We start from the raw sequence: 15,406 nt of genomic DNA, 5'->3' as shown, positions 1-15,406 counted from the left end.
AAGATGTAAGAAGACCGCCCAATGGCGGTCTTCTTATCGGTAGGCTTACCAGATCCTGACTCTGTCCTCTGACGCCAGATAGAGAGCATCTGTGGGTTTGACATCGAAGGCGCGGTACCAGGCATCCAGATTGCGCACAGTCAGGGCCCGGTAGTTGCCGGGGGCATGACCATCGGTGGCAATACGTTGGCGCATGGCCTGATCTCGCATCTTGGTTGCCCAAGTTTGGGCATAACCGATAAAGAAACGTTGATCACCGCTAAAACCGGCAATAACGGGCGCCTCTTTGCCCTTGAGTGACGCCCGGTAAGCATCGTAAGCGGCAGCCAATCCGGCTACATCAGCGATATTCTCCCCCAGAGTTAGTTTGCCGTTGACATGCAAGTCGGGGAAAGGCGCATATTTGTCGAACTGCTTGGCCAGGGCATCCCCTTGGGCGGCGAAATGCTCAAAGTCCGCCTGAGTCCACCAATTGCGCATAGCGCCGCTGGAATCGAAAGCCGCACCATTATTATCAAAGCTGTGGCTGATCTCATGGCCGATGACAGCCCCTATGGCACCATAGTTATAGGCATCGTCGGCCGTGGCATCAAAAAACGGCGGTTGCAGTATCCCGGCCGGGAAGTTGAGCGCATTTTGCACCGGCAGGTTTACCGCATTGACTATCTGGGCGTTCATCCACCATTCCCCTTTATCTTGGGGCTTGCCTATTTTGGCCAATTGATGAGCGTATTCGGCCTGTTCACCGGCCACGGCATTGGCATAAGCACTCTGCCCCACCTGATAATGGCTGTAATCACGCCAATTATCCGGATAGCCCACACTCACCACCAGAGTATCAACCTTGGCCAGAGCTTCCTGTTTGGTGGCCGGTGCCAGCCAATCAATCGCCTCAACCCGGCCATGGAAGGCATCGACTATGTTATCCACCAACTCGCTGACCTTGGCCTTGGCCGACGCCGGGAAATAACGGCTCACATAGGCGCGGCCAACAGCATCTCCCAGATAATTATCCAACGCCTCCAAGGCGCGCTTATCGCGGCTGCGTTGCATAGGCGTGCCTGACAAGGTCGTGCCATAGAAGGCAAAGTGCGCCTGATCCAGCGCCGAAGGCAAGACATCTGTGTGGCTATTGATCTGGTGGAACAGCAACCAATCTTGCCAACTCGCCAGCGGCTCGGAAGCTACCAAGGCCGAGAGTGCGCGGATGGCGGGGCCATGATAAGCGGCAAAGCGTGGCTGCTGGCCAAGTTGCGCGGCCTCAAAGAATGCCTGCCAATCGATACCCGGGGCCTTGGTGTCAAAGTCAGCCCGGCTCCAAACTGCGGATGATTTGGCAAAGTCTTCACTGTCTTCACGGCTGACGTGGGCGGCAGCTATTTTCAGCTCCAGCGCGAATATTCGCTCGGCCCGTTCACCGGCATTGTCTATGCCAGCGGTTTGCAACAAGGTCTCGACATAGTGACGATAAGCCTGCCGCAGTTGCTGCATCTTGGGATCGCCCGACAGATAGTATTCCCGCTCCGGCAATCCCAGCCCGCCCTGCAACAGATAGGGCAATACCTCTCCAGGAGTCGCCAGCCCTTGGGTGACAAATACCCCCAGCAGATTCTCAGTGTGATAGTCGGTGGCATTGAGCGGGTCAACATCGGCCCGTAAACTGGCTCCCAAGGCCGCCGATAGCGCCTGTTTGGTTTTCAGGGCTGCTATCTGCTTTTGGTAATTCGCCAATGGCTGCAGGCCGGCTTTTTCGATGGCATCAGTATTGGTATAGGCCAGATAAAAATCGGCAATTCGCGCTTCATCACTACCGGCAGCATGGGGCTTGGCCACCAGCTCAGCAATCAATTCGGCCTTGTGCTGCTCGGTCGATTCAAAAGCCACCAGAAAAGACCCAGTGGAGGCTCGGTCGGCAGGTATCTTGGTATCCCGCATCCATTGACCATTGGCGTAATTGTAGAAGTCATCTCCTGGTTTAATACTGGTATCCATGGCCGCCAGACTGATGCCTATATTGGCCTCTCCCTGACGGGAAGCCACAGACGGCACCTTGGTTGAAGCTGTATCTTGAGACTGGCAAGCGGCCAGGCCGCCGAGCAGGGCCGCGGCGGTAAACAGCGCGATGGCATTGGGCTTGAACATGCAAATTTCCTTGATCTTATTTATGGGTTTTCAGGCGTTTGATCTTCGAGTCTATCTCATTTCACCGCTTGGCGGCCAAGCAGAAAACTGTCACAAGATATGAGGCAGATTGCCCCCTGCGCATCCCTTAACCTCAAAAGCGTCTGAGGTAATTCCCACCCAAAAGGCAATAGGCAAAGGCGGATTTCTGGCTTATTGTGGAGAAGCTGTTCAACCTATTGCAGAAACCTCAAGCCAAGATGGCTTAACAAAGGAAATAACCATGAAATGGATTTCAACCACAACCTGGATCGGGTTAGCTGTCACGCTACTCTTTCTCTGCCTAACTCCCGTGATAATAGATGAAGTGCTTATTCGAGAAGTGGGGATGAGCCAAAGCGGCGCTGAAAAGCTGCAGCTACTCTTCTTGAGTGCCTTTATCGTACTGTGCCTCTGTTTGTTTACTTTCCGTCGTTATCAAAAACTGACGCTGACCATGGCAATCATTGCCAGCCTTCCCTTTATTCCCTGGAGTATATTTTTCCTCGATGGCCTGGGAAACGATATGAAGCGTTATCGCTTCCGCAACCTGCAAAAGAGCGACCCTGAGGAGGTGAAGCAGCATCATACAGTGTTTAAATATGCCGATATTACCGGGGGCACAGCAATCATGATGGCTATAGGCGTGCTCATGATGGGCTTCGGGTCGGCGGTAGGGGGCTTTATGGCTTTCGCCGCTTTATTCGCCATGATCAAATACCAGATCAAAAAATCCGGCTACCTGTTTGCCATAGTCAATGAAGGGATCTCCTTCTCACCCGACTCCAGTGGCAAACAGTTTTACTTGTTACCCTTAGATAAAATCACCCTGGGTTATCAGGACAGCAGCAAGTTGACGCTCAAGGTTAGAGACGAGCAAGGGGTCAGTCATGAACTGAGAATTCTTTATGGCATGATAGATAAATCGCAGCGCGATGAAGCCCAACAGCAATTACTGGCTTGTCTGGAACCTCGGGGCTCGAAAGCACCGACACAAGCGGAAAGCCTTTAGCCTTGAGTAAAATGGCGCCTCGGCAATGACATTACAGCCGCCGCAGACAACAAAAAAGCGCCCTTGGGCGCTTTTTTACAAGCTTGACTCAACGAGTCACAGCTTAACGCATAGTAACAAACTCTTCTGCGCCCGTTGGATGGATAGCGACTACGGCATCAAAGTCAGCCTTGGTGGCGCCCATCTTGATGGCAACGCCAAAGCCCTGAAGGATTTCATCCATGCCAAAGCCGATACCATGGATCCCGACGACTTTTTCATCGGCGCCGGCACAAACCAGCTTCATCTTACAAGCCTGACGGTGCGCAGTAACCGCAGTGTACATGGAGGTAAAGGAGGAAGTGTAGACCTTAACCTGATCCTCACCGAAGCGCTCTTTGGCCTCGGGCTCTGTCAGCCCCATGGTGCCAATTGGCGGGTGGCTGAAGACCACAGTCGGGATGCAGTCATAGTCCATCTTGGCATCCGGCAGGGCGCCAAAGAGACGCTCTGACAGCAAGCGACCCGCCTTGACGGCAACCGGTGTCAGCTCTACTCCGCCCGCCATGATGTCACCGACACAGTAAACCCCTTTGGCGCTGGTGTTTTGCTGGGCATCAGTTATCACATATCCCTTGGGATCCAACTGCACATCGGTATTTTCAAGGCCGATATTGCCTGTGGCCGGTGCCCGACCTATGGCCCAGATCAGGCAGTCCACTGTGTACTCTTCAGCGTTTTCCAGCACCAGAGTCAGGCTGCCATCAGCATTTTTACGCACTTCCTTGGGAATACTCTGGGTATGCAGCGAAGGCCCTTCGCTGGCCATGGACTCCATCAGTGTTTCATAGAGCATGGGGTCGAAGTTACGCAGCGGCGCATGTTTGCGTACAAACAGATGGGTTTCACTGCCCAAGGCATGCAATACACCGGCAATTTCCACCGCGATATAACCGGCACCCACTACGGCTACCCGCTTGGGTTGTTCACGCAGGGCAAAGAAACCGTCCGAGTCTATGCCATATTCTGCCCCGGGAATGTCGGGAATGCTGGGCGCGCCACCGGTCGCGATCAGAATATGCTCGGCACTGTAGTGTTCACCGTCGACCTCAATGGTGTGGTTATCAACAAAGCGGCCATAGCCGTTAACCACAGTGACCTTGTTGTTGGCCAGACCGCGTTCATAGGAGCCATGGATCCGTTCGATATAGGCTTCACGACTGGCCACCAAAGTGTTCCAGTCAAACTGGTTGACGCTGACATCAAAACCATAATCTTTGGCATAGAGATGCATGGCTTCGGCCACTTGGGCGCCATACCACATGACCTTCTTGGGCACACAGCCGACGTTGACGCAGGTACCACCCAGGTGTTTGGCTTCAATCAGCAACACCTTGGCGCCACGCATGGCGGCCCTGTTGGCTGACGCAATACCACCGCTGCCCGCACCCAGGCAGATATAGTCAAAATGTTGTGCCATGTTTATCTCCGTCGATTGATACAGATTCTTTCGCCCAACAGGGCGACCTCCCGTCTGGCGGGATACTTGTGAGCCATTGTAGGGGGATTCAGATCAAGTGACCAGACCAGAGTCTGCCGGTAAAAATTTCAGTGATACAAGGTGCAGCGCGAATAATCCTGGGTCTCAGGCCCTGAACCCGAGCACTTGAGGCAACGAAACTGCTGTTGATGCTCGCCGAGTTCAGCCTGCAAAAATCTGGCAGTGTGGGAATCTTTCTGCCTGAGGCGCCGCTCCAGCTCTTTCATTCGCTTATCCAACCAGCGACAACTGGGATCATCGGCGACTTGGCGGCGAGGCTTGGATGCCTTCTTTTTTCGGGATTTCGTTGGTTTACTGTCGCGCGAGGCCTTGGGCAAGGGCGCAGACTCATATTCAAGTGCGGCTTCAAACTGCTGTGGAATGGCAATAAGATTGCCCTCGCTGTCGAGTGCTAACCCCAGAGGGAGCGAACCAGGCTCTTTGTCCGGGTTGCTGAGTTGCTTATCTATTGAGGACTCTGAACTCGACACTAGATTCAGGTCTGGATTCAGGTCTGAGCTTGATTCGGCCTGGGATTCAGCCAATGGGGCGACTCCCAACCAAAGGAGCAGGCAGCAAAGCCTGCCGATTCTGTAGGTTAACATTCCCTGTACTCCCGCATCGATCCTTCGACGCTGTTTGTCTTCACATCTGAGTCTAGAAGCTGCGGTGAATGTTAGCCAGTTTAAAACTGCCACTCCAGATGCAAGCCGGCATAAGACTGATCCAGGTCGCCATGCCAATCCTCCTCTTGCGCCTGCTGCTTGATATCATCCTCCGCTATGCTGTGACTCAAATGCAAGGAAGCCACCAAAGAAGGGGTTAATGAGTAGCATGCCTCTACACCAAGCTGCAGATGATTGGGGCCATCATGGGTCTGGCTGGCATAGCCAAAGTCGAATCCCTGGGTCACATAGGGGGTCAGAGTCAGTTGCTCGTTCACTTGCCAATGGCTGTGCAGGCTCAACTCAACAAAATAACCAGAGGCTTCAGTAGCATAGGTATAGTTAATCGATGGTGTCAGCCAGCTCAGCCCCTGATAGGCGAGATAGGCGTACACCTCATTGTCATGGGCGCGCTCATCACCGTAAAACTCCAGTCGCTGCATGCCGACACCGGCTTCCACTGATTCGAGTGGGTTGAAACAGTATTCCACCCCGGCATTGAGCTCGGCGTAGTTCACACTGTCGGCTCGGCCAAACAACACGAAGGCCCCCAGGCCATCACGGCTATGGTGAATGCCACTCCAGGCAATCCCGCCCGCAGACAAGTTGTCACGCCCCTCGGAAATATAGCGGCTGTCCCACCCCAGCATGAGTTGGGTTTCGGCGGTCTCATCGGCCAATAATGGATTGCAGCACAGGAGTGTCAGCAACAAAAGCGGATAGCGCATAAAACGTACCAAACTTACAAAGTAAAGTTTATTTTATTCCACCACCTCAATATGTAAATGATAACGAATCGTGTTTTAGATCCAGTTATCATTTATGATTTTTTTGTGCATTGACGGTAGGCTCTCATCCACGGCAGCAGTGACTCGTGACTCACGGGTATTTCACTGCCGAGTTTGGCGGCTATGTTTCACTGCTATGTTTCACATCTGTGCCACAGCTATGGCACCAATCGCTTTTATCACCTTGATAAATCAAAGCGGAACCCTTATCTATTAGCCACGCCCCTGAATATTCGCCGCCATGGCGGCAAGACCAGGCATCCAATGCAGGCCCTATGGCCCACGCCCAAAGAGAGGACAGACAATGACCAATCCGCTGCTGACAGCACAGGAGCTGCCGCCCTTTTCCAGTATCAAGGCCGAGCACATTCAACCGGCGGTCGAACAGGCCATAGCCAAATGCCGCGATAAGATAGAAGCCGTGCTGGCCGCAGGAGGCCCCTACACTTGGGAAAACCTAGTAGCCCCCCTGGAGCAGGTGGACGATGAGCTGAGCCAGATCTGGTCGCCGATTTCCCATATGAATTCTGTACTCAGCAATGAAGAGTGGCGCGCCGCGCACGATGCCTGCCTGCCATTGTTGTCTGAGTACAGCACCTTTGTCGGCCAACATCAGGGCCTGTATCAGGCCTATAAAGAGCTCAAGGCATCGGCGGAATTTGCCCAGCTCAGCCAGGCGCAACAGACTGTGATAGAACATAGCCTGAGAGACTTCGAACTGTCGGGAATAGGCCTCAATGATGAACAAAAAGCCCGCTATGGAGAGATTGTAAAGCGCCTGTCCGAACTCAGCAGCACCTATTCCAACCAACTGCTGGATGCCACACATGCCTGGAGCAAGCTGGTTACCGATGAAGCCGAATTGGCCGGTCTGCCAGAGTCTGCCATTGCCGCCGCCAAGGCGATGGCCGAGGCCAAAGAACAGCAAGGTTGGCTATTCACCCTGGATTTTCCATCCTATCTGCCGGTCATGACCTACAGCGACAACCGCAGTCTGCGTGAAGAGTGCTACCGCGCCTTTGTTACCCGCGCTTCGGATCAAGGCCCCAATGCCGGTGAGTTCGACAATGGCCCGCTGATGGACGAGATCCTGAGCCTGCGCCATGAGTTGGCACAGTTACTGGGCTTTGATACCTATGCCGATAAGTCCCTGGCCACCAAGATGGCGCAATCGCCCGAGCAGGTTATCGCCTTCCTCAATGAGCTGGCGCTGCGCTCCAAGTCTCAAGCCAAGGCCGAGCTGGCCGAACTCAAGGAGTTTGCCAAGGAGCATTATGGTGTAACCGAGTTGGCGGCCTGGGATCTGGGTTACTACGGCGAAAAGCTCAAGCAACACAAGTATGAGATATCTCAGGAAGAGCTACGTCCCTTCTTCCCCGAAGACAAGGTGCTCAGCGGCCTGTTCTACACCATCAAGCGCTTGTTCGGTATGGATGTCAAAGAGCAGCAGGATTTCGACAAGTGGCATAAAGATGTGCGCTTCTTCCACATCTTGGATACCGAGGGCGAACACAGAGGCAGCTTCTATCTGGACCTCTATGCCCGTGAAGGCAAGCGGGGCGGCGCTTGGATGAATGATTGCCGAACCCGGCGGATGACGGCCACAGGCCTGCAAAAGCCGGTAGCCTACCTCACCTGTAACTTCAATCGCCCTGTGGGTGACAAGCCGGCGCTGTTTACCCATGACGAAGTCACTACCCTGTTCCACGAATTTGGTCATGGTATTCACCATATGCTGACCCGCATCGATGTCGGCGGGGTTTCCGGTATCAACGGCGTACCTTGGGATGCCGTGGAGCTGCCAAGCCAGTTTATGGAGAACTGGTGCTGGGCCGAAGAGGCGCTGGCGGAGATCTCCGGCCATTATCAGACCGGGGAGCCGCTGCCCAAGGCGATGCTGGACAAGATGCTGGCCGCCAAGAACTTCCAGTCCGGCATGATGATGCTGCGGCAACTGGAGTTTTCTCTGTTCGACTTCCGCCTGCATCAGGAGTTTGATCCGGCCAAGGGCGCCCATATTCAACAGATGTTGGATGAGGTTCGACGCCAGGTGGCAGTGGTCACACCGCCTGAATTCAACCGCTTCCAGAACGGTTTCGCCCATATCTTTGCCGGAGGTTATGCCGCCGGCTACTACAGCTACAAGTGGGCCGAGGTGTTGTCTGCCGATGCCTTCTCACGCTTCGAGGAGGAAGGTATTTTCAACGAGAGCACAGGACGCGACTTCCTGCACAACATACTTGAGATGGGCGGCAGTGAAGAGCCTATGGTGCTATTTACTCGCTTCCGTGGCCGCGAGCCCAGCATAGACGCACTGCTGCGTCACTCAGGGATCCAAGCCTGAGGCAGAAGCAATTGATTAGGCGCCTGCGGGCGCCTTTTTTGTGAGCCAGTTCTCGCTTGCCGTCTGGTATGACCTTTGATAGCCTTTAATTCCTCTCAACTCTTGGACCCTTTGATGAACCTCTACTTTCGCCTGTTTTGGCTGCTGCTCTGGCGAGTGCGCCGGGCAAACGATATTGGTTTTCTCGGCACCAGCCGCATCCGTTATCGGGCTTTACCGAGTGACTGTGACATCAACCTACACCTGACCAACTCCCGCTACCCGGCATTTATGGATCTGGCCCGCACTTATATGATGGCCGAAATGGGCTTGCTGAAGCGCTTTCTAAAACTGAAATGGATGCCGATAGTCAATGCTGCCGAGTTCACCTATGTAAGGGATATCAGGCCATTACAGCAGTTTGAAATTGCTTCTCGCGTGGTTGGCTGGGATGAAAAGTATTTCTACATAGAGCAACGTTTCCTGTCGGACAGAGGCCTGCATGCCATAGTGCATGTCAGAGGTTTGTTCGTCTGCAAACGCAAGCCGGTACCCACGGAAAACCTGTTGACGGAAGCCGGGTTCGATGAAACCACGCCCGAGTTACCGGCAGAGATCATCAAGTGGAAGTCGTTCCTGGATCTCAAAAAGGCCCGTAACAGCTGAATTCTTGTTCAGGGGATTGGCCTGAGCCCACTGCTGGCCTCCTCCTGAGCCAGAGTCACTTCATCCTGCACCAACATCCAGGAACCCCGCAATTGCGCCTGCAGCCAGTAGCGCCCCAAATGCTGGTAATCCAGTAAGTTGAAACTGCGCTGCAGATAACCAAGACAAGGGATTAAGGCACAATCGGCCAAAGTGAACCCATCTCCGCAAAGCCAATGATGCTCAACCAGGCGTAAGTCCAACGCTCGCAGGCAAAGTCTGAGACGGTTTTCAATTTGACGCTGCACCAGAGGAAGTTGCTGCTCTTCCGGTAAGCTATATTGCTGCTCCAGCTGATAGAGACTGTTGTTGAGGTCGTTATCGGCAATTCTGTCATAGAGACGCACTTGCAGATTGAGCTCGGGCTCCTTGGGCAACAGCCGGGTGCCGGCGTCCATTTTATTGTCCAGATACTCTATGATAATGCTGGATTCAGGCAACAGGCTGCCGTCCTGACACACCAAGAGTGGCAGCTTACCGGATGGATAGAAATGCAGATAGTGTTGGCGCTCCAATGGATCCTGCAGATCCGTTACCCGGGGAAAGAAGTTTGCCTGCTTTTCATAAAGTGCCAGCAGCACCTTTTGCGAATAACGCGACAATGGATGGTAGTAAAGCTCCATAGACAGGGATCCCCATGGTTACCAACTTTAACTTTAGTTGCTGGCTACCGCTTAGGGAAGGCGTGAACAGTTACCATGAGTGCTGCGAGGAATTATCCACCCTCTGTTTGACCCAACTTCTGTTTGAGAAAGTCCAACATGACCCGGACTCTGGGTGGCATCCCCTCACGGTAAGGGTGAATGGCATAGATACCGCCCTCACGCAGATGATAATCCGGTAACAGACGTTCCAGCGCTCCCGAGTCCAATTGCCTTTGCAACAGATGATCCGGCAAGGTGGCTATGCCAAGCCCCTGAGCAGCCAGAGCCGAGATGGCATTGGTACTGTTGCAGCTGATAAAGGGGGTAACCCGAATACGAAACTGTTCGCCCTGACTATTGTGCAAAGTACAGCTGCGAGGCAAATGACTCGATGCATGCATCAGCCATTGGTGATGATGCAGGTTATCCGGATGCAGCGGCTTGCCGTGGCGACTGAGATACTCGGGCGAAGCCACCAGATACTCTTCGAAGTCGCCCAATTTTATCGCCTTGAATTCAGAGTCTTCCGGCCAGCCGGCCTGAATGGCGATATCTATCTTATGCTCCAGCAGATTGAGCTTATTGTCCTCCAGCAACAGTGTCAGCCGGATATGGGGGAAACGCTGGTGAAACGCCCCCATCAAGGGCAGCAGTGACAGCTCACCTATCCCTACCGGCGCCGTGATCCGCAAACTGCCATGTAGCTGTTCATCACTGGGGCGAGTCACGGCCTCGGCTTGCTTGGCCAGCTGCAACAACTCGGCACAATAGTGATAGAACTGCTGGCCATCTTCACTCAAGCCTATCTTGCGCGTGGTTCTGTGCAATAAACGGCAGCCAAGACGCTGTTCCAGTTTCTTCAAATGTTGACTCACCATGGAGCGGCTGATCCCCAGCACTTCTGCGGCCGCCGTTAACGATCCCTGTTCCACTACAGTGGCGAATACCAACATACGATAGAGTTGTGCCGCATCCATCTCTCACCTTTGTTTAATTTCAATAACCAAAGTGATAAGTAAAGCACTCATTATCAATTTTTGCCACGGGGATACACTGATGCCATAAACCTACTGGAGTAAAAAACATGATCCTTATCTTAGGTGCATCCGGCCAATTGGGCCGTCTGGTCAGCCAAGCCTTATTGGCAAAGGTTCCTGCCAAACAGTTGAGATTGGCAAGTCGCCACCCTGAACAATTGAACGAGTTTGCTGATGTAGAGAAGGTCTTTGCCGATTACAGTGACCCGGCTTCACTCTCGAAAGCCATGCAGGGCGTCAAACGCCTGTTATTGATCTCGGGTGATACACCCAATGATCAGAGACTGCAGCAGCACATGAATGTGCTCAGCGCCGCCAAGGCCGCCGCTGTCGAACAATTGGTTTATACCAGTTTCCAATTGGCGACCCTGGACTCGGCATTCGACTTTGCCCGCACCCATGCGGCAACAGAAGCTGCAATAGTTCACTCAGGTGTGCCTTACACCTTGGTACGTAACGGTCCCTATGCCGAATTGCAGTTGGCCGGGTTGGAGCACACTCTGGCAACAGAAACCATGCTCAATGCCGGTGAAAATGGTTTGTTTGCCCCTGTGTGGAAGGCCGATCTGGCAGAGGCCATCGCCGGCATTCTCTCATCGGAATCGCCTGTAAGCAGCCATCTTGGGCAAACCTATACCCTGACAGGCCCGGAACTGTTGAACCAGGCCCAGGTGGCACAATACCTGTCGCAGGTGAGTGGCAAAAACATTCGGCTGCAAAACATTTCAGTCGCAGAGCTGGAGCAGATTTTCCTCGGGATCGGCCTCCCCGGTTTTATGGCCAAGGCGTTTGCCAACAACTCCAAGGCGATAGCCGATGGTGAATATCAGCAACAAAGCGCAGATCTGGAACGTCTGCTGGGGCGCCCAGGGCATTCACTTAAGGCCCTGTTTGAACAGAGCCTCACTCAATCCTGATACCCGATATCGCGTGCCACAGTCCCTCCCTTTGCCTGGGAGGGGCTGTGATGGTTAATCATCATTGATCACTCCCATCTTTATCCCGATTGGTATTACACTGGTGCAGCAGTAATTGAATCAAAAGGGAAAGCACATGAGCAAGCCGGAAGATTTTGCCACCATCTATGCCAGAGCCTGCGAGCGCAAAGGCGGCGCCGAGCGACTGGAGAGCCTGTTACCCAGAGTCTGTTCCACGGAAGAATTGCTGGAATATACAGATGCCGAGTTGCTTTCAGCACTCAGCAAACAGGTATTTCAGAGCGGCTTTGTCTGGAAGGTAGTGGAACACAAATGGCCGGCCTATGAAGAGGCCTTCTTTGGCTTTGAACCCATGAAAGTGTTGATGCTCTCCCCTGAGCAGTTGCAGGCCAGAGGTGAGGACAGTCGCCTCATTCGCCACCAGAAAAAGACCCAGGCCATTTATGATAACGCGCTCATGGTGCAGGATATTGCCAGAGAACACGGCAGCCTGGCCCGATATATCGCCCTCTGGCCGGTGGAGGAGATCACCTCACTGTGGCAGGAACTCAAACGCCGTGGTGCACGCTTGGGTGGCAATACCGGCCCCTATTTTCTGCGTGGCATAGGTAAAGACAGCTTCCTGTTGACCGCTGATGTTCAAAACTATCTCAAGAGTCACAAACTGGTGGACGCAGGCTTCAGCTCAAAAAGCGGCCTGGCCCAGGTACAAGCTGTATTCAATCATTGGCAGCAGAGCAGCGGTAGGAGCATGGCCGCCATCAGCCGTATCTTGGCTTGTAGCACCGGGGACAATCGTATCTGAGGCCTGAGATAAATTTGTCTTGAATATAGACAAAAAACAGTTGCAATCGAAAATGAGAACCATTATCATTTGTTCTGCGTTCCAAAACTCATCCTTAACTGAGAGTCAGTTAACCGCTAGTCGACTGAGATTTGCTTGAAGTTATGGTGTTCCTGAGTTTGCAAAGCACGACATTGCTCACACACTCTTTTAGGCCGGGTTAATTACCCGGCCCTTTTTTTGGCTGATTCTTATTGTCAGAGCTTTATGCTCCTCCTCTCCGCCAACTATTTTCATCCCTCGCTGCTGTTTTTAAATTTTGATGCCCCTCTCTACAAACCAACATTGAGGGAATCAGGCACTAAGGAAGGTGCAGCCATCTGGATTAAGCCCCAAAACTACCAATGACTACCGGCCTGCACCTTAGATTTAAACTAATTTAAAATTAATAATTTAGGTAGATTTTTTGGTCGGAAATCCAAGAAAGGAGGAATAACACTGGAAAATTTTATCGCCAAAGGTCAAAAAATAGTTGCAAACATAAATGAGAACGATTATCGTTAACTTGCGTTCCAAAACTCATCCTTAGCTTTAGGCCCGCAGTACCCGCTGAGAGTTATGGTGTTCCTGAGTTTGCAAAGCACGACATTGCTCACACACTCTTTGTGGCCGGGTTAATTACCCGGCTCTTTTTTTGTTTTTTCATGCCAAGCCAAGAGCCTACCCGAACAGCAAACCATCATAGGGGCCTGACTGATCCTCTTTGGCCATATGGTAAATACTGACAGTAAACAGCGTCCCCTTACCTACTGTCGAACTGACCTCTATGGTGCCACCTATGCGTTTGATAATACCGTAGCTCAGCGACAAGCCCAGCCCGGTACCATCCTTACGGGTGGTATAGAAGGGATCGAATATCCGACTCAACTGCTCTTGCGGGATCCCAGAACCTTCATCTTCAATCTCTATCTTGATCCCCACAGGTTCGTCCTGTTCCACCCAGTCATAGGTACGGATCCAGATCCGCCCCTTGCCATCCATAGCATGAGCAGCGTTGACCACCAGATTGATCAGCACCTGCAGCAGTTGCGGACGATTTACCTGCACCGGATAACTGGCGTTCAGCTCAGGCAACAACACCACTTCCTGCTTACCCAGTGAGTGACGTACCAACAGCTGCATCTCTTCGATAATAGGTGTGATTTGATGCATCTCCAGCGGCGCATTGAACTCGCCGGGACGGCTGTACTGCAGCAAGCTGCGGATAATAGTGCTGATACGCCCCACCTGCTGGATGATGAGATCTATCTCCTCTTCGACCAGCTCAGCGTTATCCCCAAGCTCCACCCGCAGCAGTTCCATATTGCCAAGGATTACGGCGGTAGGGTTGTTGATCTCGTGGGCAATCCCAGCAGTCAACTCCCCAAGGGCTGTCAGCTTTTCATTGGTCACCAACTGCTGACGGGTTTCGTTCAATAATTGCACGTTGCGCTGCAGCTCTTCGGTTTTTTCCTGCAGGCTACGGGTACGTTCCTCGACCTTCATCTCCAGTTGCTCGGCCGCCGCTTGAATTTGCGCATTGCGGCGCTGCAATAAATCGAGCATACGGTCGAACTGCTCGGCCAGGTTGGCCAGCTCATTGTCTCTGTCCAGTCCCAGCTCGCCGATACGCAGATTGCGCCCGGACTGCACCGCCTTAACCACTTGGTGAATACGCTCTATCGGCTGCAACAAACTGTAGGCGCCGCGATAAACCAAGAGCCCGGAAACCAGCAACACCAACATCAAAATGGTGCCCAACTCTATGATATTAAGCAGATAGTTGTGGATAAAAGGCGACTCGGAAAACCCGGAATAGATCATGCCTATCCGCTGGCCTCGAATATCAGTCAGCGGCGCATAGGCCGAGATAAACCAGTCGTTGTAAACAAAGGCTCTATCGACCCAGAGTTGGCCCTTGACCAACACCTGCTGACGCACCTCCTCGGACACCAGAGTGCCCAATGCCCGGCCACGATTTTCATCCTCTTTGGGGAAGAAATGCAGAGGCACATTGGTGCTGATGCGGATATTGTCGAGGAAGATGGTCACAGTGCCTATGGAACGCTCAGGCAGTGTGCCCTTGTCATAGACCAGATCGCGAATATGGTCGACGATGCGAGTATTGCGATTAAACAGGATCCCGCCATCCAGATACCAGCCGACCTTGCCGTTTTCATCGGCTACCGGCAGCAGGCTGCGGCTGAGCATGCCCCGCTCTTCCACTTCTCTGTCGGGATTTTGTGCCCTTAAGGTCATTTTCACCGGGATCTTGGCACGCTCGGCCAACTCGGGATCGATTCGTGCCAGCCGCGAGGAGGAGAGCACCATCAGCCCTGAATAGGCGCTTTGCCCCTGAACCAAGGGCAGCATCTGCCGCAAGTCAGGATCGGCCGCAGCATCGGCAATTCTGACCAGACGCAGAAAATCGAGATCCAACGCCTTGCGCTGTTGATCCAGGAAAGCATTGAGATCTTTCTGCTTCTGCTGTTCACCTTCGAGTATCGAACGAAAATGGGTCTGGAAATCGAAGGACTGCATCACATGTTCCAGCTGCTTTTCCTGACGCTCCTGCACCGCGGCCAGTGTGTTGTTGGCCACTGTCAGGTCGGCCTTGACCTTCATAAACAGCTGTTTGCCCGTGTAGCTGATATTCCAGTAAATGGTGATAAACACCAGGCTCACCAGCGTCAGCAAGATGGGCAACAGAGTCAGGATCAGAATGCGATAACGCACCTTTGCCTGCAGTTGCTGCCAGCTCAGGCCAAAGAGCCGTTTGAACAGTGACAAGC

12 protein-coding genes are annotated in these 15,406 nt (G+C 53.0%); 5 read left to right on the top strand and 7 right to left on the bottom strand.

The window, feature by feature from the left end; translation table 11 throughout:
- Window positions 1-45 precede the first annotated feature (45 nt).
- Window positions 46-2,142 carry a M13 family metallopeptidase gene (locus ON072_RS00275; protein ID WP_144227105.1) on the bottom strand — a complete coding sequence of 699 codons (2,097 nt, stop codon included), beginning with the start codon at window positions 2,140-2,142 and terminating at the stop codon, window positions 46-48.
- Between the two features lie 262 nt (window positions 2,143-2,404).
- Between ON072_RS00275 and ON072_RS00270 the strand changes: the two genes are divergently transcribed.
- Window positions 2,405-3,172: a hypothetical protein gene (locus ON072_RS00270; protein WP_144227107.1), complete on the top strand. Its 768-nt coding sequence runs from the start codon at window positions 2,405-2,407 to the stop codon at window positions 3,170-3,172.
- Window positions 3,173-3,275: 103 nt separating this feature from the next.
- Here ON072_RS00270 and gorA read toward each other — a convergent pair whose 3' ends face one another.
- From gorA to ON072_RS00255, 3 genes are all read right to left on the bottom strand, one after another.
- The gene (gene gorA, locus ON072_RS00265; protein ID WP_045283799.1) at window positions 3,276-4,631 is read right to left on the bottom strand and encodes a glutathione-disulfide reductase; all 1,356 of its coding nucleotides are present in this window, start codon (window positions 4,629-4,631) and stop codon (window positions 3,276-3,278) included.
- Between the two features lie 128 nt (window positions 4,632-4,759).
- On the bottom strand, window positions 4,760-5,296 hold the full coding sequence (locus tag ON072_RS00260) for a hypothetical protein (protein ID WP_221059238.1): 537 nt from the start codon (window positions 5,294-5,296) through the stop codon (window positions 4,760-4,762).
- 80 nt (window positions 5,297-5,376) lie between these two features.
- Window positions 5,377-6,084 carry a hypothetical protein gene (locus ON072_RS00255; protein WP_221059239.1) on the bottom strand — a complete coding sequence of 236 codons (708 nt, stop codon included), beginning with the start codon at window positions 6,082-6,084 and terminating at the stop codon, window positions 5,377-5,379.
- Between the two features lie 364 nt (window positions 6,085-6,448).
- Here ON072_RS00255 and prlC point away from each other — a divergent pair, with 364 nt between their 5' ends.
- On the top strand, window positions 6,449-8,488 hold the full coding sequence (prlC, locus tag ON072_RS00250) for an oligopeptidase A (RefSeq protein ID WP_208128813.1): 2,040 nt from the start codon (window positions 6,449-6,451) through the stop codon (window positions 8,486-8,488).
- A gap of 114 nt (window positions 8,489-8,602) precedes the next feature.
- Window positions 8,603-9,133: a thioesterase family protein gene (locus ON072_RS00245; RefSeq protein WP_025009092.1), complete on the top strand. Its 531-nt coding sequence runs from the start codon at window positions 8,603-8,605 to the stop codon at window positions 9,131-9,133.
- 8 nt (window positions 9,134-9,141) lie between these two features.
- Here the strand turns inward: ON072_RS00245 and ON072_RS00240 are convergent, their stop codons facing one another.
- Window positions 9,142-9,795, bottom strand: a complete 654-nt coding sequence (locus ON072_RS00240) for a glutathione S-transferase family protein (protein WP_025009091.1) — start codon at window positions 9,793-9,795, stop codon at window positions 9,142-9,144.
- Window positions 9,796-9,887: 92 nt separating this feature from the next.
- Complete coding sequence (locus ON072_RS00235) at window positions 9,888-10,793, bottom strand: LysR family transcriptional regulator (protein WP_221059241.1); 906 nt, start codon at window positions 10,791-10,793, stop codon at window positions 9,888-9,890.
- 107 nt (window positions 10,794-10,900) lie between these two features.
- Between ON072_RS00235 and ON072_RS00230 the strand changes: the two genes are divergently transcribed.
- Together ON072_RS00230 and ON072_RS00225 are read left to right on the top strand one after the other, a co-directional pair.
- The gene (locus ON072_RS00230; RefSeq protein WP_144224128.1) at window positions 10,901-11,770 is read left to right on the top strand and encodes an NAD(P)H-binding protein; all 870 of its coding nucleotides are present in this window, start codon (window positions 10,901-10,903) and stop codon (window positions 11,768-11,770) included.
- 136 nt (window positions 11,771-11,906) lie between these two features.
- Complete coding sequence (locus tag ON072_RS00225; RefSeq protein WP_025889011.1) at window positions 11,907-12,596, top strand: DNA-3-methyladenine glycosylase I; 690 nt, start codon at window positions 11,907-11,909, stop codon at window positions 12,594-12,596.
- A 699-nt stretch (window positions 12,597-13,295) separates the two neighbouring features.
- Here the strand turns inward: ON072_RS00225 and ON072_RS00220 are convergent.
- Window positions 13,296-15,404: a sensor histidine kinase gene (locus tag ON072_RS00220; protein ID WP_028780388.1), complete on the bottom strand. Its 2,109-nt coding sequence runs from the start codon at window positions 15,402-15,404 to the stop codon at window positions 13,296-13,298.
- Window positions 15,405-15,406 lie beyond the last annotated feature (2 nt).

The organism is Shewanella sp. K8 (assembly GCF_028823715.1).
Classification (GTDB): domain Bacteria; phylum Pseudomonadota; class Gammaproteobacteria; order Enterobacterales; family Shewanellaceae; genus Shewanella; species Shewanella algae.
The sequence above is the reverse complement of the archived record's forward strand: the minus strand, read 5'-3'. Positions and strand labels throughout refer to the sequence as shown.

Excerpts from the sequence above, each read along its gene's own strand:
- ON072_RS00275 (WP_144227105.1), bottom strand. The coding sequence starts at position 2,142 with ATGTTCAAGCCCAATGCCATCGCGCTGTTTACCGCCGCGGCCCTGCTC.
- ON072_RS00270 (WP_144227107.1), top strand. The coding sequence starts at position 2,405 with ATGAAATGGATTTCAACCACAACCTGGATCGGGTTAGCTGTCACGCTA.
- gorA (WP_045283799.1), bottom strand. The coding sequence starts at position 4,631 with ATGGCACAACATTTTGACTATATCTGCCTGGGTGCGGGCAGCGGTGGT.
- ON072_RS00260 (WP_221059238.1), bottom strand. The coding sequence starts at position 5,296 with ATGTTAACCTACAGAATCGGCAGGCTTTGCTGCCTGCTCCTTTGGTTG.
- ON072_RS00255 (WP_221059239.1), bottom strand. The coding sequence starts at position 6,084 with ATGCGCTATCCGCTTTTGTTGCTGACACTCCTGTGCTGCAATCCATTA.
- prlC (WP_208128813.1), top strand. The coding sequence starts at position 6,449 with ATGACCAATCCGCTGCTGACAGCACAGGAGCTGCCGCCCTTTTCCAGT.
- ON072_RS00245 (WP_025009092.1), top strand. The coding sequence starts at position 8,603 with ATGAACCTCTACTTTCGCCTGTTTTGGCTGCTGCTCTGGCGAGTGCGC.
- ON072_RS00240 (WP_025009091.1), bottom strand. The coding sequence starts at position 9,795 with ATGGAGCTTTACTACCATCCATTGTCGCGTTATTCGCAAAAGGTGCTG.
- ON072_RS00235 (WP_221059241.1), bottom strand. The coding sequence starts at position 10,793 with ATGGATGCGGCACAACTCTATCGTATGTTGGTATTCGCCACTGTAGTG.
- ON072_RS00230 (WP_144224128.1), top strand. The coding sequence starts at position 10,901 with ATGATCCTTATCTTAGGTGCATCCGGCCAATTGGGCCGTCTGGTCAGC.
- ON072_RS00225 (WP_025889011.1), top strand. The coding sequence starts at position 11,907 with ATGAGCAAGCCGGAAGATTTTGCCACCATCTATGCCAGAGCCTGCGAG.